The following is a 20,071-nucleotide window of genomic DNA, read 5'->3' on the forward strand; positions in this document are numbered from 1 at the left end:
ACCATCGCGCCGCTCCGAATAGGCAGAGAACGAAAACAATGATCGAGTTGACCCTGCTTATCGCGGCAGCGTAGCGTGCAAAGCGGGGGATGCGAATCTGCGTCACTGTCGACAGGAGAACCATGACGAACCCGGCCTATCAGACGCTTTCCGTGGCTGCCATCCTCAAGGAATCGGCCGAGCGCACGCCCGACGCGATCGCGATCGAGGTCGGCGGGGAAGAGATCAGCTACTCCCGGCTCTGGGACGAGACGCGCGCATACGCGGGCGGACTCCGGGCTCGCGGCGTCGGCCCCGGCCACGCGGTCGCCATGCTCGTTCCGAACGTCGCCGACTTCCCCCGCGTCTACTACGCGATCCTCAGCCTCGGCGCGATCGTCGTGCCGGTGCACGCGCTGCTCAAAGCCGACGAGATCGAGTTCGTTCTGCGCGACTCCGGCTCGCGCATCCTGGTCTGCGCGGCCCCGCTGCTCGAGCAGGGCGCCTGGGGTGCCGTGCAGGCGGGCGTGCCCGTATTCTCCGTACTCTCGCCCGAACCGTCCGAGGGCATCCCACAGCTCGAGGCGCTCGCCGCCGACGCCGAGCCCATCGACACCTACGTGCCCCGCTCGCCGCTCGACACCGCGACGATCCTCTACACGAGCGGCACCACCGGCCGCCCCAAGGGTGCCGAGGGCAGCCACTTCTCGCTCGTCGAACAGGCGAACACCCTGCTGCTGAACACCTTCGACCTGCGCAGCGACGACACGATCCTCGGCTGCCTGCCGCTCTTCCACACCTTCGGCCAGACCTGCACGCTCAACACCGGCTTCCGCGTGGGCGCCAAGCTCGTGCTGCTTCCCCGCTTCACCGGCGATGTCGCCCTGCGCGCACTCATCGACAGCGAGTGCACCGTCATCATGGGTGTGCCCACGATGTACATCGCGCTGCTCGAGGCCGCGAAGCACACCGACGAGCGCCCGAAGCTGCGCTACGCCGTCTCCGGCGGTGCGTCGCTGCCCGTCGCGGTGATCGAGCGCTTCAAAGAGGAATTCGGCGTCGAGATCTACGAGGGCTACGGCCTCACCGAGACCTCGCCGGTCGCGAGCTTCAACCACGTCGGCCGCGAGCCGCGCGCCGGCAGCATCGGGCAGGCCATCTGGGGCGTCGACGTCGAGATCGCCAAGTCCGACCTCGAGGAGTCGATCGAACTGCTGCCCGTCGACGAACTCGGCGAGATCGTCATCCGCGGCCACAACCTGATGAGCGGCTACCTCAACCGCGACGACGAGTCGGACAAGGCGGTCGTCGACGGTTGGTTCCGCACCGGCGACCTCGGCACCAAGGACGCCGACGGCTACCTGTGGATCGTCGACCGCAAAAAAGACATGATCCTGCGCAACGGCTATAACGTGTACCCCCGCGAGGTCGAAGAAGTCATCAGCAGGCACCCGGATGTCGCGAGCGTCGCGGTTTTCGGTGTGGCCCACGAGGTCCACGGCCAGGAGGTCATGGCGTGCGTCGTGCTCTCCGGAGACGCGACGGTCGAACCGCAGGCCCTCGTCGAGTGGACGAAGGAGAAGGTCGCCGCCTACAAATATCCGCGTCGCGTCGAGATCGTCGAGAGCCTGCCCCTCGGCCCGAGCGGCAAGGTGCTCAAGCGCGAACTCGTGGCGAAGTACGAGACTGCCGAGAGCGAAAATGTGGAGTCGCCCGCGCAAGTGTGACGCCGGATGTCACGGAGCGTCACGAATCGACACACGAGTTCGCGTCGGGAATGGCGCGCCTTAGTGTCGTCGGATGACCATTATCGGAGACGCCAGAGGGGTGCGCCAGGCAGGCAATGCCGGCATCCTTTCCTCCGTGACCGACCTCATCGGAAACACCCCGATCGTCGAGTTGCACAACCTCGCGGCCGGGTTGGACTGTCGGGTACTGGTGAAGCTGGAGAGCCGTAACCCCGGAGGATCGTCGAAAGACCGGATCGCACTCAACCTGATCCGCACCGCCGAGGCCGACGGCTCGCTCAAGCCCGGCGCCACGATCGTGGAATCGAGCTCCGGCAACACCGGAATCGGCCTCGCCCTCGTCGGTCGCCTCACCGGACACCCCGTCATCATCATCCACAGCGCGTTCATCTCGGCCGAGAAGCGTGCGCTGCTGACCGCGTACGGTGCCGAGCTGATCGAGGCCGACTGGGAGGCGGGCCCAGAGAACCCGCAGAACGCGCGGGCCATCGCCGACCGCATCGCGGCCGAGATCCCGAATGCCTGGCGCTCGTCGCAGTACGTCAACGAGGCGAACCCGGCCGCGCACTTCGCCACCACCGGCCCCGAGATCTGGGAGCAGACCGACGCCACGGTGACGCACTTCGTCGCCGGCATCGGCACGGGCGGCACCGTCACCGGCACCGGCCGGTTCCTCAAGAGCATCAGCGGCGGAGCCGTGCGCGTCGTCGGCGCGAACCCGGTCGGATCGACCTACGGCGGCGAACCGGCGAGCACGATCATCGTCGACGGCGTCGGAACGCGCTGGCCCGAAGAGAACTGGCCCTCGATCTTCGACAAGACCGTCACGGACGAGATTTTGACGATCCCCGACGCCGTCGTCTACGACACCGTGCGCCGACTCGCGGTCGAGGAGTCGCTGCTCCTCGGCCCGTCGTCGGGACTCGCGGTCGCCGCGGCACTGCAGGTGGGGCGTACCGCCCCCGCCGGCTCGGTGATCGTGGTGATCGCCCCCGACGGCGGCGGCAACTACCTGAGCAAGGCATTCAACGACAACTGGCTCGACACCGTGGGCGTCAACGCCGACGGTTTCGCCGACGGATCGGGCGACTGATGGCACTGCAGCACTTCGGATGGTTCCTCGGCGCGGGCTTCGGCGTGCAGGGCTGGGGCGACCCGACCTACGGCGTCGGCTACGACTGGAAGAAGCCGGCCGTCTACCAGGACGCCGCGCGCGTCTTCGAGGCGGCGGGCCTCGACCTCTTCATCATCGAAGACGGCGTGACCGTGCCCGACACGTACGGCGGCACCGCCGAGGTCAACCTCCGGGACGCGCGGTTCGTACCCAAGCACGATCCGCTTCCCCTCGTGCCGTATCTGCTGGCCGCGACATCCAAGCTCGGAATCGTGCCCACGCTCAGCGCCAGCTTCTACGAGCCGTTCACCGCGGCCCGCCTGCTCGCGACCCTGCAGCACTTCGCCGACGGCCGGCTCGGCTTCAACGTCGTGACGAGCGGCAGCGACATCGCCGCCCAGAACTACGGCCTCGACAAGCAGATCGAGCACGACCTGCGCTACGACCGCGCACAGGAATGGGTCGATGTGGTGCGCAAGCTCTGGCGGTCGTGGGACGCCGACGCGATTCTCGAGGACACCGAGCGCGGGGTGTTCGCCGACTTCGAGAAGGTACACACCATCGACCACAAGGGCGAGTTCTTCCAGGTGCGCGGGCCGCTCAACACGGCGCCGCTCGCGAGCGAACCCGTCATGGTGCAGGCCGGAGCCTCGGGACGCGGGCAGCAATTCGCCGGCAACAATTCCGACGTCATCCTGCAGCTGGCTTCTACCCCCCAGCGCATGGCGGCCTACCGTTCGTCGATTCGGGATGTCGCGGCCGCGGCCGGCCGCAACCCCGACGACATCACGGTGCTGTTCGTGGTCAACCCGATCGTGACCGCGAACGACGAGGAGAGCGCCGCCGTGCGGGCGCGCCGCGCCGAACTGACGCAGGCCGCGATCGACGAGGCGCTGCAGGGGGTCTCGTACCTCTCGGGCGTGGACTTCAAGAAATTCGACCTCGACGAGCCGCTGCCCGAACTGACGACGAACTCCAACCAGGGCACGCTCGACAACTTCGTGAGATCGGCGCCGTCCGGGTCGACGCTGCGCGAGATCCTGCAGGCGCGCGCCAACAAAGACGGTCTCGCGGTCATCGGCACGGCCGACCAGATCGCCGACCACCTCGGCTCGCTGGCCGACGAGGTGGGCGGCGACGGATTCCTCTTCACCGGGCAGGTGCACCCCGCGCACGTGCACCGTACGCTCGACCCGCTGGTTCCCGCGCTGCGCCGCCGCGGACTGCTGCGCGAGGAGCTCGGCGACGGAGGGCTGCGCGCCAACCTGGCAGACTTCTAGCCGTGCCCATACTCTCTCGCCAAGCGATCACCACGGCCGATGTCGTCGCCGTCTCCCGGGAGGCGGCCCGCGTCGGGTTCGCCTCGATCCTCGAGCGCGACCTGCAGGCGTCGCGGGACGTCGTGGAGGACGTGCTGGCCGCGGGCCTCCCGGTCTACGGGCTCAACACCGAACTCGGCGCCGGGCGCAACGTCGTCGTGTCGAACGACACGCTCGAGGAGTACCAGCGCCGCACGATCCGCAACAGCGGCGGGGGCATCGGTGCGCCGCTGTCGTTCGAGCAGACGCGCGCCGTGATCTTCGCGCGGCTGGCCGGGTTCAGCCGCGGGGGCGCGGGCGTCACCGTCGCGCTCGCGGCGCAGTACCGCGAGCTGCTCAACCGCGACGTGTACCCGCTGGTGCCCCGCACCGGTTCGGTCGGCGCCGCGGACCTGACCCAGCTCGCCGCGATCGCGGCCGTCGCCACCGGTACCGGGTTCGCGTTCGTCGACGGCGCCGTGGTGCCGGGTGCCGACGCCCTCGCCGCCGTGGGGCTCGAGCCCGTCACGCTGCAGCCGCACGAGGCGATCGCCGCGCTCAGCGCCAACAGCTACAGCATCGGCGTCGCGTCGCTCGTGCTCGACGACCTGCGCGGCCTGGCCAGAGCTGCCGACCTCACCGTCGCCCTCTCGCTCGTCGCGCTCGCGGGACACGGGGCCGGCGGCAACCTCTCGCCGTTCGACGAGCGGATACAGGCCGCTCACGCGGTCGGCCCGCAGGCGGTATCGGCCGGGCGCATCCGGTCGCTGCTCGCGTCGTCGTCGCTCGCCGCCGGGGTCACCTCGACCCAGGACGCGATCTCGTTCCGCTCGGTACCGCAGGTGCACGGGTCGTTCGGGGTCGCGATCGCGCGGCTGTCGCAGGCACTGGAGCTGGAACTCAACTCGCGCACCGAGAACCCGCTCGTCGACGTCGCATCGCAGTCGCTGGTGTCGGGCGGCAACTTCTTCGCCCTCGAACTCGCCCTCGCGCTCGAGAACCTGCGCGTCGTCGTCGGTCACGTCGCCGCGATGAGCGAGCGCCGCATCTCGCAGCTGTCGACGCTCGGGGTGGCGCTGCGGCGGTCGGGCTCGGCGGTCGTTCCCGGGCTGCTCTGGTATTCGGCGGCGGCGGAGCTCAGCGAGATCCGCCACCTCGCCGGTGCGGTCACGCTGTCGGGATCGTCGCTCTCGGAGGGCGTCGAGGACCACTCGTCGAACGCGGTGCTCGCGCTGCAGGCGCTCGAACGCTCGGTCGAGCTGCTCGGCTCCATTCTCGCGATCGAAGCCGCGTGCGCGGTCGAGCTGATCGAGGTCGGGGAGGCGGACGCGGGGGAGCTGCTCGCACCGGTCGTCGCGGATGTGGGCGAGTCGCTGCGGTTCGAGTCGCCGCTGGCGGACCGCGTGAGCGCGGTGCTGTCGCGGCTGGTGTCGTTCGGCCGCTGAGCCTGTCGAAGCACTGTCGCTCCTAGGCCAGCTCCTTGCGGAACGCCAGGTACCCGACCGCCTCGTAGTCGCCGTCGAGGTCGAACTGCGGCTCGTAGCCCAGGCTCAGGTAGAGCGCGACGGCCTCGGGCTGGCGCGCGCCGGTGGTGAGCGCGACCTCGCGGTAGCCGCGGGATGCCGCTTCCCGTTCGAGTTCCGCCATCACGATGCGGGCGAGACCCTGCCGGCGGTGCAGCGATGACGTCCACACCCGCTTGATCTCGGCGGTCGCGTCATCCGTTCGCTTGAAAGCGCCGCCGGCGACGACCTCGCCGTCGCGCACGACCAGGAAGAACGTGCCGCCGGTCTCGGGCGCGAAAAGTTCGGCGGGGTAGCGGGTGAGTTCCACGGACGACGGGATGCCGTCGTTGGTGCCGTAACGGTCGTCGTATTCGCGCGCGAGCTCGTCTAAGAGCGGACGGGCGCGAGGGTCGTCGTAGCGGGTGTAGAGGAACTGGTGAGGCACGAGACGACGGTAGTCGCCGCTGCGGTGTCGCGCCAACGCGGGGGTTCACACACCGTCATCCTCGCCCGACAGGACGAATCGCGCTTTTCGCCCGCTCGACAGGTCGGATCGGACGATGCGGCGCCGCGCATCCTGTCGAGCGGTAGATGCGCGGGGCTCAGCCGCCGGCGAGCACCTTCGTGATGCGCTGCAGCGACACCGGCTCCGCGGTGGGCAGGTGCTGGGCGAAGAGCGAGACGCGCAGCTCCTCGAGCATCCAGCGGGCATGCCGCAGGTGCTCGGGGGCGTCCACGGGCAGCGGCAGGTCGCCGCCGGCCGAGATGTAGCGCTGCGTCGCCTCCTGCACCTCGAGCAGCCACGCGCGGTCGCGGCCGAGGTTCTCGGCCAGACGCGTGATGCGGTGCGAGAGCGCCGCGAGGTACACGGGCAGCCGGCGCAACTGCGCGGTGCCTGTCGCCGCGACGAAGCCGGGATACACGAGGTCGCCCACCTGCTCGCGCGCGTCGGAGAGCGGCGACAGCAGCGCCATGCTCGATGTCTGCGAGATGAGTTTCTCGGCGGCGCGCGCCGCGAGCAAGATCGCGCTCACCTGCGCGACCGTGGCGAACAGCCCGTCGACGATCGTGGCCGACACCCGGTCGCGGGCGGCCTCGAACTGCGCCCTGGTGAAGATCGCCTCGTCGCCCAGCACCTCGTCGATGCACGCCGCCATGCAGTCGGCGAACAGGTCGTTGGTCGACTTGTAGGGGCTCGTCGCGAGTGACAGTTTCTCGGCCGCCGTGAGGTGCTGCTGCACGTACGCGGTCGGTGCGGGGATCGCCAGCAGCAGCATCCGCCGCACGCCGGCCTTCATCGCCTTGGCCTGGTCCTCGGGCGTGCTCTGCAGCCGGATGGCGACGGTCTTGCCCTCGTCGACGAGAGACGGGTAGGCCCGGATGACGCCGCTGCCGTGCGTGGTATCGAGCACCCTGGGCAGCTCGTCGAAGTCCCACGTGGTCAGCCCGCCGCGTTCGAGGTCGCTCTTCGGGGTGACCGACGCCTTCGCGACGCTCGCGCGCACCGTCGACTTGAGCTGCACCTGCAGCGAGCTGAGGGTCTTCGACGACGCGGTGACCTTGCCGCGCTCGTCGATCGCGGCGAAGGTGACCCGCAGGTGGGCGGGCACGCGCTCGATGTCGAAGTCCGAGGCGTCGACGGTCGTGTAGGTCTGGCGGCGGATCTCCTCGGCGAGGTACTGGGCGAGCGCGAGGTCGGTCGCGGCGGGGGCGGCGGCGAGCAGCTTGCGCGCCCAGTCGCCCGCGGGCACCACGTTGCGACGGATCTCCTTCGGCAGGCTCTTGATGAGCGCCGTCACGAGATCCTCGCGGAATCCCGGCACCTGCCAGTCGAAACCGTCGGGGTGCAGTGAGGCGAGCAGGGCGATCGGCACGTTGACGGTCACGCCGTCGTCCGTCGCGCCCGGCTCGAAGCGGTAGGTGAGCGCGAGGCGCTGGTCGCCCTGGTGCCAGACGCTCGGGAACGCGTCCTCGTCGACGGTCGCTTCCGGCTCGTCCACGAGGTTCTCGGCGGTCATCGTCAGGAAGCCGGGCTGCGTCTGCCGCTCCTTCTTCCACCAGCCCTCGAAGGACTTCGTCGACGCGACATCCGCCGGAATCCTGCGGTTGTAGAACTCGAAGATCGCCTCGTCGTCGAACAGGATGTCGCGGCGACGCGTGCGCTCCTCGAGCTCGGCCAGCTCTTTCCGCAGCGCCCGGTTGGCCCGGTCGAAGTCCCAGTCGCGCCCCTTGAGCGTCTCGGCCACGAGGTCGCCCTCGACCAGCGCGTGACGGATGAACAGCTCGCGCGCGTACGCCGGGTCGATGCGCGAGAACTGCACACGGCGCTTGAGCACGATCGGCACGCCGTACAGCGTGACCCGCTCGTAGGCGACGATGGCGCCCTGGCGCTTCTCCCAGTGCGGCTCGGAATAGCTGCGCTTCACCAGGTCGCCCGCGATCTGCTCGGCCCACGCGGGGTCGATCGCGCCGTTGACCCGGGCGAACAGCCGCGAGGTCTCGACGAGCTCGGCGCTCATGATCGCGGCGGGCTGCTTCTTCGCGAGGGCCGAGCCGGGAAAGATGACGAAGCGCGACTGCCGTGCCCCGACGTAGTCCTTCTTCGCGACGTCCTTCAGCCCTATCTGGCTGAGCAGGCCGGCCAGCAGGGAGCGGTGGATGCCGTCGGGGTTCGTGTGCGGTTCGCCGACGTGCAGGCCGAGCTGTTTCGCGAGGCGGGTGAGCTGCTTGTAGACGTCCTCCCACTCGCGGATGCGCAGGTAGTTGAGGTACTCGGAGCGGCACATGCGGCGGAACTGGTTGCCGCTCAGCTCGGTCTGGCGTTCCTTGATGTAGTCCCAGAGCTTGAGCAGGCTGAGGAAGTCGCTCGTCGGGTCGGTGAACCGGGCGTGCGCCTGGTCGGCCTGCGGGCGCTTCTCGAGCGGGCGCTCTCGCGGGTCCTGGATGGAGAGGCCCGCGACGATCGCCATGACCTCGCGCGTGGTGCCGTGTTTCTTCGACTCGATGATCATGCGCGCGAGACGCGGGTCGATCGGCAGCTGGGAGAGCTGCTTGCCGACCTGGGTGAGGCGCGGGGTCTCGCCGGCGCCCTCGACCGCGCCGAGCTCGCGCAGCAGGTCGAGGCCGTCCTTGATGCCGCGGGAGTCCGGCGGCTGCAGGAACGGGAACCGGGCGATGTCGCCGAGACCCAGGGAGATCATTTGCAGGATGACGGCGGCGAGGTTCGTGCGGAGGATCTCCGGTTCGGTGAACTCGGGCCGCTTGGCGAAGTCCTCTTCGCTGTAGAGGCGGATGGCGATGCCGTCGCTGGTGCGTCCGGAACGGCCGGAACGCTGGTTCGCCGACGCCTGCGAAATCGCCTCGATCGGCAGGCGTTGGATCTTGGAGCGCACGCTGTAACGCGAGATGCGCGCGGTGCCGGCGTCGATGACGTACTTGATGCCGGGCACGGTGAGGCTGGTCTCGGCGACGTTGGTGGCGAGCACGATGCGGCGGCGTGTGCCGGCCTGCGTCGGCGGTTGGAAGACCTTGTGCTGGTCCGCGCTCGACAGGCGGCCGTAGAGAGGGAGTACCTCGGTGTTCGGCAGGTTGCGGCCGCGGATGGCGTCTTCGGCGTCGCGGATCTCGGCCTCGCCGCTGAGGAAGACCAGCACGTCGCCGGTTCCCTCACGGGCGAGCTCGTCGAGTGCGGCATTGATGCCCTCGATCGGGTCGAGGTCGACGTCGGGGGCGTCCGCCTTGTCGACACCGGTCCCTGAGCCTGTCGAAGAGCGCTTCGCTTCGACAGGCTCAGCGGCCGATTCCGCCACCAACGGCCTGAAACGCACCTCGACCGGGAACGTGCGCCCCGAGACCTCGATGATCGGGGCGTCGTCGAAGTGCCGGGAGAAGCTGCCCGGGTCGATGGTCGCGCTGGTGATGATGATCTTGAGGTCGGGCCGCCGCGGCATGAGCTGCTTGAGGTAGCCGAGCAGGAAGTCGACGGTGAGGCTGCGCTCGTGCGCCTCGTCGATGATGATCGCGTCGTACTTCTTGAGATCGCGGTCGCGGTGGATCTGGTTGAGCAGAATGCCGTCGGTCATCAGCTTGATCTTGGTACCGGCGCCGACGCGGTCGGTGAAGCGCACCTGGTAGCCGACGAGTTCGCCGACCTCCTGGCCGAGCTCCTCGGCGATGCGCTCGGAGATCGTGCGCGCGGCGATGCGGCGCGGCTGCGTATGGCCGATGCTCTCGTACCCCATCGAGAGCAGCATCTTCGGGATCTGCGTCGTCTTGCCGGAGCCGGTCGCGCCCGCGATGATCACGACCTGGTTCTCGCGGATGGCGCGCTCGATGTCCTCCCGGCGCTGGCTCACGGGGAGGTCGGGCGGGAAGGAGATCACAAAGGGCTGGTCAGACATCGGCCCTCAAGCTTAAGCTGCGCCGCCGTCGCTCGTCGGCGCCGTGTCGATCGTCGCGACGCAGTCGGACGCACACCCGGTCAGCACGTCCATGCCGTTCGTGACTTTGCCGATCAGAACCACGCCGCCGTCGGGGACTGCGCGACCCTCGCTGAGGAACACGATCACGCTGCGGCCGTCGGGCCAATACGCGACGTCACCCGCTTCGTAGTCGAATTCCCGCACACCCTCGATGTCCATGGGCGTCGACAGTCGGGCGACTTGCGCGGTGCCCATGCGGTCGTCGAACTCCAGTCGCTCCCCGAGCAGCGAGGCGACCGAGGGCGGCGAGATGGAGAGCTGGGCGTGGGGATGATCCACGTCGGGGAGTGCGCACGCCGACGCGGTCAGCAGAACCGTAATGGCGGATGCGAGGAGAAGAGAGATTCGGTGGGTCATGTCAGCAGCAAAGCCGTCGCGCGGACGTGGCGGGAGTCTCTGCACTGACGTGTCCTGTCAGGGCACCCCGGCACACCAGCGGCAGACCTACCATGAGTCCATGGACGACCGAGTGGAGATCCGCGAATTCCTGATGTCACGTCGTGCTCGTGTCGAACCGGCCGACGTCGGGCTGCCGCCGGGCGGCGACCGCCGGGTGCCCGGGCTGCGACGCGGGGAAGCCGCGATGCTCGCCGGAGTGAGCGTCGAGTACTACGCGCGGCTGGAACGCGGAGCCGTCGGCGGGGCTTCCGAGGCGGTGCTCGACGGGATTGCGCGGGCCCTCCTGATGGATGACGCGGAACGCGAACACCTCTACCTCCTGGCCAGACGGGCCGTCGGTGTCGGAAATCAGGCCAGGGCGAAGTCCAATACGGCCAAAGCGTGGGCGCCGGCCCCGAGCGTTCAGTGGTTCCTCGACTCGATGGACACGGCGGTCGCGATGGTCGGCAACGGCCGCACCGACCTGCTCGCGTGGAACCGGCTCGGCGGAGCACTGATGCACGAGATGATCCAGACCGCCACAACCGCGCCCCCGAACTTCGCCCGATTCCTATTCCTCGAGCCCGTCGCCCGTCGGTTCTATCCGGACTGGGACACCGCGGCAGGCATGAACGTGGCGATGCTGCGCACCGAAGCCGGACGCGATCCGCACAGCAAAAAACTGCACGACCTCGTCGGAGAACTGTCGACGCGCAGCGACCACTTTCGGCAGTTGTGGAGCAGGCACGACGTGTGGCACCACGCGACCGGCACCAAGGCGTACAACCACGCGGTCGTCGGCGATCTCACCCTGCACTACGACGGTCTCGATCTGGTGGCCCAACCGACCGCGCAGGTCACCGTACTCACCGCTGAGCCCGGATCGGCCGACCACGAGAAGCTTGTGCTTCTCGGCGCCTGGGAAGCCTCGCGCGCCGAACGGTCCGCGATGTCCGCCGAATCCTGAACCGGAAGACAGGGGAACTGGTCCATGCAACTCGATCAATTGCTCGATGCGCTCAATGCATCGCGAACCATCACGGCGGGGTCACCGCTGCACCTCGCTATGCACGCCGTGAGCCAAGACGCCCTGAGAGTCACCGGCGAACTCAACGCGGGCTATCACGAACCGGAACGAGTGCGTGAGCTGCTGACGCACCTCACCGGCCGGTCAATCGATGAGTCGGTGACAGTGTTCCCGCCGTTCTACGCAGACTTCGGCAAGAACATCGTCCTCGGCAGGGGCGTGTTCATCAACGCGGGATGCACGTTCCAAGACCAGGGCGGCGTCACCATCGGCGACGACTGCCTGGTCGGACACAACGTGGTGTTCGCCACGCTCAACCACGACCTCGACCCTGCCCACCGCGCCGATCTGCATCCGGCGCCCATCTCCGTCGGTCGAAACGTGTGGATCGGATCGAACGCGACGATCCTGCCCGGGGTCACGATCGGAGACGACGCGGTGGTCGCTGCAGCGGCAGTCGTCACGAAAGACGTGCCGGCCGGCGCCGTCGTCGTCGGATCGCCGGCTCGAGTGGTCCGCACAGTCGTATAGCCCGCCCTGCGGGGGCGCGGGGCGAGATCGCGGGGTCACGTTCGCAACTCAGGCTGGAATTCCGCGCGCCCAGTCACGCCCGCAGAACAATGCGGATCGGCGCGGCGCCGGCCGCGGCATCCACTCATCCAGCCTGAATTGCGAACAGTCGGCGGGCAAAGCAAGCAAACCAATTGACGTCGCAGAGTGGTTTGCGCTACAAAGTTGACATGACGAACGACAGAGACCGGGTGGATGCCGCGGGCCGCACCCCCGCGGACCAGACCGACGCCGACGCGCCGCTCGACCCGGCCGCGATGTACGCCCTGCTGCAGAACCAGCAGCGCAGCGTCGAGACGCAGATGGGGGCCTTCGTGCCGTACATCACGCTCGCGTGGGGACTCACGTGGCTGCTCGGCTTCGGCTCGCTCTGGCTGATCGACGGGCTGCGGCCCGCGTTCTCGCTGCCGCTCGGCATCGCCGTGCCCGTGTTCATCGGCACGATCCTCGTCAGCGGCGGGTTCTCGGCCTGGCTGGGCATCCGCAGCGGTCGGGGGATGCGCGGCAACACCGCCTCCGCCTTCACCGGCACCGTCTACGGCGTGACCTGGTCGATCGGCGCGACGGCGCTCGCGGTGCTCGGCGGTGCTCTGCGCGCGCAGGGCATGAGCGCAGAGCTCTCCAACTTCTACTACCCGAGCGCGTACGTGCTGTTCGCCGGGATCATGTACATCATCGCCGCGGCGATCTGGCACGCCATCCCGTCTCTGATCGGCGGGTGCTGGCTCGTGGTCATCGCCGTCGTGGCGCCGTTCTTCGGCTACCCGCACCACTACCTGTTCCTCGCGGTCGCCGGCGGAGTCGCCTTCATCGCGCTGTCGGTCCACGGCAGTCTGCAGCAACGCCGGGTGCGTGCCGCGGCGGGCGGTGACAGCCGTGGATGAGCTCGACCCGGTCATCCACGCCCAGGCCCGCCTGCGCATCATGGCGGCGCTCTCGACCCTCGAACTCGACGGTTCCATCTCGTTCCCGCGCCTGCAGGAACTGCTCGACATGACCGCCGGCAACCTGTCGACCCACCTGCGCAAGCTCGAGGACGCCAGCTACGTCGACATCACCAAGACCCACAAGGGTCGCACCCCGATCACCTACCTCGGCCTGAGCAAAAAGGGCCGGCGGGCGTTCGAGGACTACATGGACACCCTGCGCACCGTGTTAGGAGAACAGCCGTGAGCATTGATGGAACAGCCGTGAGCATTGACGGAACAGCCGTGAATACCCTCGCCCGTGTCACGAACGTCACCCGCCGCTTCGGCGAGGTGACCGCGCTCGACGACGTGAGCCTCGAGATCCGCTCGGGGCAGATCGTCGGACTGCTCGGCCCGAACGGGGCCGGTAAGTCCACGTTGCTCACCCTGCTGCAGGGACTGCGCCGGCCGACCTCCGGCACGGTCGAGTTGTTCGGCGGCTCGCCGCAGGTCGCGGCCAACCGCCGGTTGCTCGGCTGCACCCCGCAGGCGACCGCGCTGCCCGAGACGCTGCGGGTGGGCGAGGTGATCGACTTCGTCGGGGTGCACTTCGCCGACGCAGTGCCGACGCCGGAGCTCGCGGAGGAGTTCGGCCTCGGCGACCTGCTGCGACGCCAGACCGGGTCGCTCTCCGGCGGCCAGAAGCGGCGGCTCAGCGTCGCGCTCGCCTTCGTCGGACGCCCGAGACTCGTGCTGCTCGACGAACCGACCACCGGGCTGGATGTCGACGCCCGCCACACGCTCTGGGAGGCGATCCGCCGCCAGCACGACGCCGGCGCGACCGTCGTCATCACGAGCCACTACCTCGAAGAGATCGAGGCGCTCGCCGACCGCGTCGTCGTCATCGACCACGGCCGCGTGCTCGAAGACGACAGCCTCGCGACGGTCATCGCCCGGGTGAGCCTGCGCCAGGTGACGCTCGAGTCGGACCGGCTCGATCTCATCGAGAATCTGCCCGGCGTGGTCCGAAGCCGGGTGGATGCCGCGGGCACCACCTTCTACACCCAGGACTCCGACGCTCTCGTGACCGAGCTCGTGCGTTCCGGGCTGCCGTTCGCCAACCTCGCCGTGCGCGGCGCCACCCTCGAAGAAGCGTTCCTCACCCTGACCGAGAAGGAGCTCGTCTGATGAGCGTCTCGACTCTCACCCTCGCCCATGCCAAGTACTCGCTGCTCGAGACCGCGCGCGTGCCGATCGCCGTCATCGGCTCGCTCGTCTTCCCCGCGCTCTCGCTCCTCTTCTTCGTCGTGCCCCAGCGGGCGGTCGCCGAGAACGCGGAGTGGGCGACGCAGGCGGTCATCTCGCTCAGCGTGTTCGCCGTGCTCGCCAACGCGCTCTTCGGCTTCGGCCTGAACATCGCGCAGAGCCGCGAGCAGCCGTGGGACCCGTATCTGCGCACCCTCCCCGCGCCCGGCATCGCCCGTGTGCTCGGACACGTGTTCTCCACCGGCCTCGTCGGCGTGGCGGCGATCGTGCCCGTCGTGGTGCTCGGGGCCCTGCTCACCGCGGCCGAGGCGAGCTGGTGGCGTGTCCTGCTGGGATTCGTCGCGATCGCGGCATCCGCCCTGCCCTTCGTCTTTATCGGCATCAGCGTGGGCTACTCGATGCCGGCCAAGGCGGCGATCGCGGTGGTGCAGGTGCTGATGTTCGGGCTCGCCTTCGGCGGGGGGTTGTTCCTGCCGCCAGCGGTGTTCCCCGACTGGCTGGACGCGATCTCGCGGTTCCTCCCGTCGCGGCACGCCCGCGAGATCGTGGTCTGGGCGGTGCAGGGCGGCGAGCTGCCCGTCTGGGCGGCGGTCGGCTGGCTGCTCTGGACCGTGCTCGCACTCGGGCTGGCGCTGCTGCTGTTTCGGCGCGACGAGGGACGCCGGTACCGCTGACCGCTCCGCTCCCCTCCGGCCGCCTCACCCGCCCTCACCCCGCCCGACAGGATGCGGCGCGCGACTCGCCGCGATCGGTCCTGTCGAGCGGGCGACGGGAGTGAATCGTCCTGTCGAACGCGCGGCCCCGCCACTGTTGCGCTTTGGGTCGTCTCTTTACCCCGTGTGACGCCCCCGCTCGACCCCCGGGCCGCGGGTGCCTAGCGTCGAATCGTGACAGAAAACCGCGAACGACGGCTCGTGCTCGGCACGACGGTGCGCACGCTCGGTGCGTGGCCGGCCGGATGGCGCTATCCGGGCGCCCACCGCGACCCGGCCGGCGACCCCGCGGTGTTGACGCGCACGGCGCTCGCCGCGGAGGCGGCCGGTCTCGACTTCCTGTTCTTCGGCGACTGGCTCGCGACCTCGGCCGAGTTCGAGCACACCGACCCGTACCTGCTCGCCCGCGTCGAACCGTTCGCGGCGATCGGCTACCTCGCCGCGGTCACCGAACGCATCGGGCTCATCGCCACGGTCAGCTCCTCGCACTCCGAGCCGTACACGACCGCCCGCTCGTCGGCCTCGATCGACCTGCTGAGCGGCGGCCGCGTCGCCCTCTGCGTCGCCACCGGCGCCGAGGCCCGCTCGGCCAGCAACTTCGGCTGGACCGTCGTGCACAGCGACACCGACCGCTTCGCCGCGGCCGGCGAGTTCATCGACATCCTCCGCGGACTCTGGGACAGCTGGGAAGACGACGCTTTCGTGTCGGATGCTGCGACCGGCCGTCTCATCGACCCGTCGAAGCTCCACCCCCTCGGGTACGTCGGGCAGCACCGGGCGTCGAGCGGACCGCTCAACGTCATCCGCCCGCCGCAGGGCCACCCGCCGATCGCCGTGGTCGGCGGTTCGCCCAACGCCCGCCAGCTCGCGATCCGCGACGCCGACCTGTTATTCGCCAGCCCGCGCACCTTCGACGAGGCTGTCGCGCAGTACGCCGAGGCGAAGGCGCTCGTCGCGCGGGAGGGGCGCGACCCCGACGGGTTCCGCATCGTCACGCCGATCCTGCCGATCGTCGCCGAGACGCGCGAAGGAGCGTGGGAGATCTACGACCGGCTCGTCGCTCTCGTGCCGGTTCCCGACGAGCAGCCCGACGACGGCCTGGTCGGTCTGCCGAGCAACCGCAGCGTCCGCACCCTCGCGAGCGTGCTCGGGGTGCCGCTGTCGAGCGTCTCGCTCGACGACGCCGTGCCCACGCGGGTCGCCGCCCGGTTCAGCTCGCTCGGCAAGCAGCTCGTCGACGTGGTTCGGGGTCGCTCCGGTCGTACCATCGCGGGGGAGCGGCCCATCACCTACCGCCACCTGCTCGTCGGCCACGCCGTCGCGGCGCCCGTGCTCGTCGGGTCGGCCGTCGACGTCGCCGCGCACTTCGAGACCTGGTTCCGCGCCGAAGCCGTCGACGGGTTCACCGTGCTCTCCGCGTTCTCGGCCGGCGCCGAGGGCGAGGCCGATTCCTTCGGCGCCTTCGCCGAGCTCGTGGTGCCGGAACTGCGGCGCCGCGGGCTGCTCCGCGACGACTACGAGGGCGCCACCCTGCGCGACCACCTCGACCTGCCCGCGGTGCCCAACGGGCACCTGCGCATCCAACTCCAGCCGCTCTGACTTTCCACCCACCGATCCGACCAGCCCCCGCCATCCGGCCCGCCCTCAACCGTTCTAGGATTCCCTCATGACCAAGCCACTGAAGGTCGTCGCCGTTTCCGGCAGCCTCCACTCGCCCTCCAAGACCACCGCGCTGGTGCGCGAGATCCTGGCGTCGATCGGATCGCACGTCGAGGTGGACGCCCACCTCATCGAGATCAGCGAGATCGGCCCCGAGTTCGCCGGCGCCCTCACCCGCGACCAGCTGCCCGACTCGGTCGAGCGGGAACTGCGCCTCGTCGAGAGCGCCGACCTGCTGATCGTGGCGAGCCCCGTCTACCGCGCGTCCTTCACCGGCCTGTTCAAGCACTTCTTCGACTTCGTCGGGCAGTACGCGCTCGTCGACACCCCCGTGCTGCTCGCGGCGACCGGCGGCAGCGACCGGCACGCGCTTATCCTCGAGCACCAGTTCCGTCCGCTGTTCGGTTTCTTCCAGGCGCTGACCCTGCCGATCGGCATCTACGCCAACAACTCCGACTTCGAGAACTACGCCGTGACGTCGCTGCAGCTGCAGGAACGCATCGACCTCGCGATCGCCCGCGCCCTTCCCCTCGTGCGGCACAGCGTCGTCGAGACCGCATCCATCTCCCACCAGATCTGAGAACCGACATGACCGAAATCGCCCCCACCTCCGCCGCCGACGCCCGCGACCGCATCGAGAAGGGCGCGCTGCTCATCGACGTGCGCAGCGACGCGGGCCGTGCCGCCTCCGGCGAGATCGACGGCGCCACCGTCGTGCTCAAGGACGAGGTGGAGGCGTTCGCCGCCGGGCTCGACAAAGACCGGGAGGTCGTGATCTTTTGCGGCACCACCGCGGGCTCCGGCCCCGTCGCCGACTGGCTCGACAACGCCGGATTCACCGCGGTGTCGCACGTCGACGGCGGGTTCGAGTCACTGCGCGACGCGACCCAGGCGTGAGCACGACCGAGCGGCGCGAGGTCGTCGTCATCGGCGGGGGCGCGATGGGCTCCGCCACGGCCTGGCAGCTCGCCCGGCGCGGACGCGACGTGCTGCTGCTCGAACGGTTCGAGCCCGGGCACGTGCAGGGCGCGTCCCACGGGGCGTCGCGCAACTTCAACCAGGCCTACTCGCACCCCGACTACGTCTCGCTGCTCGTCGAGGCGCTGCCGCTCTGGCGTGACCTCGAGGCGGCTACCGGCAGCACGCTGCTCGACACCACGGGCATCGCCAACCACGGCGCGAACCCCGCCTTCGACGCCGTGCACGCGGCACTCGCCGCCGCCGGCATCCCGGCCGAGTTCCTCCCGGTCGAGGAGGCCGAGCGCCGCTGGCCCGGCATCCGCTTCGATTCGCGTGTGCTCTTCACCGAACAGTCGGGCCGCCTCCACGCCGACCGCTCCGTCGCCGCGCTGCAGAGCGACGCCGCCGCGAACGGCGCCGAGGTGCGCCACGGCGCGAGGGTCACCGCGCTGACCGTGGTCGGCGACGACGAGGTGCGCGTCGATGTCGAGGGCCGGGATGGCGCGTACCAGGTGACCGCCCGGCGCGTGGTCGTCACCGCGGGCGCCTGGACCGGGAAACTGCTCGCGGGGGTCGCCACCCATCCGACGCTCGTCGTGACGCAGGAGCAGCCCGCGCACTTCCGGGTGCGCGACGAGTCGATCGTCTGGCCCGGGTTCAACCACGCGCCCGCCGCCGGCAACCCCGACTACGACTACTGGTACTCCGGCGTCTACGGCATGTTCACGCCGGGCGAGGGCGTCAAGGCGGGCTGGCACGGCGTCGGCCCCGTGGTCGACCCCGACGCGCGCAGCTTCGCTCCCGAACCCGTGCAGCTCGCCGCCCTGCAGCGCTACGCCGCCGAGTGGCTGCCGGGCGTCGACCCCGACGCCTTCGCGCCCATCAGCTGCACCTACACGACCACTCCCGACTCGAACTTCGTGCTCGACCGCACCGGCCCCGTCGTGATCGGCGCGGGTTTCTCGGGGCAGGGCTTCAAGTTCACGCCGGTCGTCGGTCGCATCCTCGCGGACGCCGTCGACGGGCTGCCGACGCCCGCGATCTTCTCACTGGGGGCTCCGCGCCTCGCCGCGTCGTAGTATTTCGCCGCATTTCCCCGCGTTACGCGGCTCCTGTCGTCGACCGCCGCGGGTGCCTAATCTGAGGCTATGAGCGACTGTCCCCTGCTTCCCGTTGTCGGAGGCGACCTCCTGGTTCCCACCGTCATGGGAAGCGAGGTGCGTTACACGAATCTCGATTACGCGGCCAGTGCGCCCGCCCTCGAGGTCGTCGCGGAACACGTCGTGCGCGTGCTCCCGCTCTACGCGAGCGTGCACCGCGGTGCCGGCTACGCCTCGCAGGTGTCGACATCGGTCTACGAGAGCGCCCGCGTCATCGTCGGCGACTTCGTCGGTGCCCGCCCGGGCGACGAGGTGATCTTCACCCGCAACACGACCGACTCGCTCAACCTGCTCGCGTCGATCGTCCCCGGCGAGACCGTGTTCCTCGACATCGAACACCACGCCAACCTGCTGCCCTGGGTCGAGAAGGGCGGACGCGTCGTCGTCTCCGCCGACACGATCGAGCAGACCCTGCTGCGCGTCGACGAGGAACTCGCCCGCCGCCCCGCGGCCCTGCTCACCGTCACCGGTGCCAGCAACGTCACCGGCGAGACCCTGCCGCTGCGCCAGCTCGCGAACATCGCACACCGCTACGGCACCCGCCTCGCCGTCGACGCCGCGCAGCTGCTTCCTCACCGCCGCGTCAACCTGCAGTTGCAGGGCATCGACTACCTGGCGTTCAGCGGTCACAAGGCCTACGCCCCGTTCGGCGCGGGTGTGCTCGTCGGACGCACCGATTGGCTGGATGCCGGTCCGGCGTACCTCCGCGGCGGTGGAGCGGTCACGAGCGTCTCGGTCGAGAAGACCGAGTGGCGCACCGGCCCGTCCCGTCACGAGGCGGGATCGCCGAACGTCGTCGGCGTCGCCGCGCTGGCCCGGGCCATCCAGGCGCTCGACCAGCTCGACGAGACCGAGTGGACCGCGCACGAGGCCGGCCTGCGCCAGCGCCTCGTCGACGGCTTCGACCAGTTGCCCGAGGTGCGCGTGCACCGCATCTTCTCCGACTCGACCGACCCGGTCGGCGTCGTGAGCTTCACCGTCGACGGCGTGGATTCGCGTCTGCTCGCCACCTACCTCTCCGCCGAGTGGGGCATCGGCGTGCGCGACGGCAAGTTCTGCGCGCACCCGCTGCTGCGCCGCCTCGGCATCACGGAGCCGGCGTTGCGCGCCAGCTTCGGCCTCGGCTCGACCGACCTCGACGCCGACCGGCTGATCGAAGCGGTCACCGCATTCCTGCGCGTGGGCCCGACCTGGAACTACGACCTCGTCGACGGCCACTGGGAGGTGCGCGACGACACGCGTCCGCGTCCCGAGTGGGCGCCCGAGCTGGCGGCGACCGTCGGCTTCTACGGCTGCGCCGCCTGA

Annotated in this window: 18 protein-coding genes; 15 read left to right on the plus strand and 3 right to left on the minus strand. The window is 69.6% G+C overall.

Annotated features, from left to right (window positions below; all coding sequences use genetic code 11):
- Positions 1 to 122 precede the first annotated feature (122 nt).
- The 4 genes from HD599_RS02570 to HD599_RS02585 all read left to right on the plus strand — a co-directional run bounded on the left by HD599_RS02570 (position 123) and on the right by HD599_RS02585 (position 5,584).
- Positions 123 to 1,706 (plus strand): long-chain-fatty-acid--CoA ligase, encoded by a 1,584-nt coding sequence (locus tag HD599_RS02570; RefSeq protein ID WP_184233367.1) that lies wholly within the window; start codon positions 123 to 125, stop codon positions 1,704 to 1,706.
- Between the two features lie 73 nt (positions 1,707 to 1,779).
- On the plus strand, positions 1,780 to 2,820 hold the full coding sequence (locus HD599_RS02575; RefSeq protein WP_184233369.1) for a PLP-dependent cysteine synthase family protein: 1,041 nt from the start codon (positions 1,780 to 1,782) through the stop codon (positions 2,818 to 2,820).
- Entirely contained in the window at positions 2,820 to 4,121 is a 1,302-nt protein-coding gene (locus HD599_RS02580) for an NtaA/DmoA family FMN-dependent monooxygenase (RefSeq protein WP_184233371.1), read from the plus strand. The genes HD599_RS02575 and HD599_RS02580 overlap by 1 nt, the downstream gene beginning before the upstream one ends.
- A gap of 2 nt (positions 4,122 to 4,123) precedes the next feature.
- Complete coding sequence (locus HD599_RS02585) at positions 4,124 to 5,584, plus strand: aromatic amino acid lyase (RefSeq protein WP_184233373.1); 1,461 nt, start codon at positions 4,124 to 4,126, stop codon at positions 5,582 to 5,584.
- A 22-nt stretch (positions 5,585 to 5,606) separates the two neighbouring features.
- Here HD599_RS02585 and HD599_RS02590 read toward each other — a convergent pair whose 3' ends face one another.
- The 3 genes from HD599_RS02590 to HD599_RS02600 all read right to left on the minus strand — a co-directional run bounded on the left by HD599_RS02590 (position 5,607) and on the right by HD599_RS02600 (position 10,482).
- Positions 5,607 to 6,089, minus strand: a complete 483-nt coding sequence (locus HD599_RS02590; protein ID WP_184233375.1) for a GNAT family N-acetyltransferase — start codon at positions 6,087 to 6,089, stop codon at positions 5,607 to 5,609.
- A gap of 157 nt (positions 6,090 to 6,246) precedes the next feature.
- Positions 6,247 to 10,044, minus strand: coding sequence for an ATP-dependent RNA helicase HrpA (gene hrpA / locus HD599_RS02595; RefSeq protein ID WP_184233377.1), 3,798 nt, complete (start codon positions 10,042 to 10,044; stop codon positions 6,247 to 6,249).
- Positions 10,045 to 10,056: 12 nt separating this feature from the next.
- The gene (locus tag HD599_RS02600; protein ID WP_184233379.1) at positions 10,057 to 10,482 is read right to left on the minus strand and encodes a cyclophilin-like fold protein; all 426 of its coding nucleotides are present in this window, start codon (positions 10,480 to 10,482) and stop codon (positions 10,057 to 10,059) included.
- A 100-nt stretch (positions 10,483 to 10,582) separates the two neighbouring features.
- Here HD599_RS02600 and HD599_RS02605 point away from each other — a divergent pair, with 100 nt between their 5' ends.
- The 11 genes from HD599_RS02605 (at position 10,583) to HD599_RS02655 (ending at position 20,071) form a co-directional block, all read left to right on the plus strand.
- Positions 10,583 to 11,470 carry a helix-turn-helix transcriptional regulator gene (locus HD599_RS02605; protein WP_184233381.1) on the plus strand — a complete coding sequence of 296 codons (888 nt, stop codon included), beginning with the start codon at positions 10,583 to 10,585 and terminating at the stop codon, positions 11,468 to 11,470.
- Between the two features lie 24 nt (positions 11,471 to 11,494).
- Positions 11,495 to 12,061 carry a DapH/DapD/GlmU-related protein gene (locus HD599_RS02610; RefSeq protein WP_184233383.1) on the plus strand — a complete coding sequence of 189 codons (567 nt, stop codon included), beginning with the start codon at positions 11,495 to 11,497 and terminating at the stop codon, positions 12,059 to 12,061.
- Positions 12,062 to 12,270: 209 nt separating this feature from the next.
- On the plus strand, positions 12,271 to 12,984 hold the full coding sequence (locus HD599_RS02615) for a hypothetical protein (protein WP_184233385.1): 714 nt from the start codon (positions 12,271 to 12,273) through the stop codon (positions 12,982 to 12,984).
- Positions 12,977 to 13,273 carry a transcriptional regulator gene (locus tag HD599_RS02620; protein WP_184233387.1) on the plus strand — a complete coding sequence of 99 codons (297 nt, stop codon included), beginning with the start codon at positions 12,977 to 12,979 and terminating at the stop codon, positions 13,271 to 13,273. The genes HD599_RS02615 and HD599_RS02620 overlap by 8 nt, the downstream gene beginning before the upstream one ends.
- Before the next feature lie 17 nt (positions 13,274 to 13,290).
- The gene (locus tag HD599_RS02625) at positions 13,291 to 14,196 is read left to right on the plus strand and encodes an ABC transporter ATP-binding protein (protein WP_343061840.1); all 906 of its coding nucleotides are present in this window, start codon (positions 13,291 to 13,293) and stop codon (positions 14,194 to 14,196) included.
- Positions 14,196 to 14,948 (plus strand): ABC transporter permease, encoded by a 753-nt coding sequence (locus HD599_RS02630; protein ID WP_184233389.1) that lies wholly within the window; start codon positions 14,196 to 14,198, stop codon positions 14,946 to 14,948. Before HD599_RS02625 ends, HD599_RS02630 begins: the two co-directional genes overlap by 1 nt.
- A 213-nt stretch (positions 14,949 to 15,161) precedes the next feature.
- The gene (locus tag HD599_RS02635) at positions 15,162 to 16,586 is read left to right on the plus strand and encodes an NtaA/DmoA family FMN-dependent monooxygenase (protein ID WP_184233391.1); all 1,425 of its coding nucleotides are present in this window, start codon (positions 15,162 to 15,164) and stop codon (positions 16,584 to 16,586) included.
- 67 nt (positions 16,587 to 16,653) lie between these two features.
- Entirely contained in the window at positions 16,654 to 17,226 is a 573-nt protein-coding gene (msuE, locus tag HD599_RS02640) for an FMN reductase (RefSeq protein ID WP_184233393.1), read from the plus strand.
- A gap of 8 nt (positions 17,227 to 17,234) precedes the next feature.
- Complete coding sequence (locus HD599_RS02645; RefSeq protein ID WP_184233395.1) at positions 17,235 to 17,543, plus strand: rhodanese-like domain-containing protein; 309 nt, start codon at positions 17,235 to 17,237, stop codon at positions 17,541 to 17,543.
- Positions 17,540 to 18,685 carry an FAD-dependent oxidoreductase gene (locus HD599_RS02650; RefSeq protein WP_343061841.1) on the plus strand — a complete coding sequence of 382 codons (1,146 nt, stop codon included), beginning with the start codon at positions 17,540 to 17,542 and terminating at the stop codon, positions 18,683 to 18,685. Before HD599_RS02645 ends, HD599_RS02650 begins: the two co-directional genes overlap by 4 nt.
- A gap of 69 nt (positions 18,686 to 18,754) precedes the next feature.
- Positions 18,755 to 20,071 carry an aminotransferase class V-fold PLP-dependent enzyme gene (locus HD599_RS02655; RefSeq protein WP_184233397.1) on the plus strand — a complete coding sequence of 439 codons (1,317 nt, stop codon included), beginning with the start codon at positions 18,755 to 18,757 and terminating at the stop codon, positions 20,069 to 20,071.

Origin of the sequence: Conyzicola lurida (assembly GCF_014204935.1) — a bacterium.
Classification (GTDB): Bacteria; Actinomycetota; Actinomycetes; order Actinomycetales; family Microbacteriaceae; genus Conyzicola; species Conyzicola lurida.

What these genes read in the sequence shown, in the direction of transcription:
- HD599_RS02570 (WP_184233367.1), top strand. Translation starts at nt 123, where the DNA reads ATGACGAACCCGGCCTATCAGACGCTTTCCGTGGCTGCCATCCTCAAG.
- HD599_RS02575 (WP_184233369.1), top strand. Translation starts at nt 1,780, where the DNA reads ATGACCATTATCGGAGACGCCAGAGGGGTGCGCCAGGCAGGCAATGCC.
- HD599_RS02580 (WP_184233371.1), top strand. Translation starts at nt 2,820, where the DNA reads ATGGCACTGCAGCACTTCGGATGGTTCCTCGGCGCGGGCTTCGGCGTG.
- hrpA (WP_184233377.1), bottom strand. Translation starts at nt 10,044, where the DNA reads ATGTCTGACCAGCCCTTTGTGATCTCCTTCCCGCCCGACCTCCCCGTG.
- HD599_RS02600 (WP_184233379.1), bottom strand. Translation starts at nt 10,482, where the DNA reads ATGACCCACCGAATCTCTCTTCTCCTCGCATCCGCCATTACGGTTCTG.
- HD599_RS02605 (WP_184233381.1), top strand. Translation starts at nt 10,583, where the DNA reads ATGGACGACCGAGTGGAGATCCGCGAATTCCTGATGTCACGTCGTGCT.
- HD599_RS02610 (WP_184233383.1), top strand. Translation starts at nt 11,495, where the DNA reads ATGCAACTCGATCAATTGCTCGATGCGCTCAATGCATCGCGAACCATC.
- HD599_RS02615 (WP_184233385.1), top strand. Translation starts at nt 12,271, where the DNA reads ATGACGAACGACAGAGACCGGGTGGATGCCGCGGGCCGCACCCCCGCG.
- HD599_RS02630 (WP_184233389.1), top strand. Translation starts at nt 14,196, where the DNA reads ATGAGCGTCTCGACTCTCACCCTCGCCCATGCCAAGTACTCGCTGCTC.
- msuE (WP_184233393.1), top strand. Translation starts at nt 16,654, where the DNA reads ATGACCAAGCCACTGAAGGTCGTCGCCGTTTCCGGCAGCCTCCACTCG.
- HD599_RS02645 (WP_184233395.1), top strand. Translation starts at nt 17,235, where the DNA reads ATGACCGAAATCGCCCCCACCTCCGCCGCCGACGCCCGCGACCGCATC.
- HD599_RS02655 (WP_184233397.1), top strand. Translation starts at nt 18,755, where the DNA reads ATGAGCGACTGTCCCCTGCTTCCCGTTGTCGGAGGCGACCTCCTGGTT.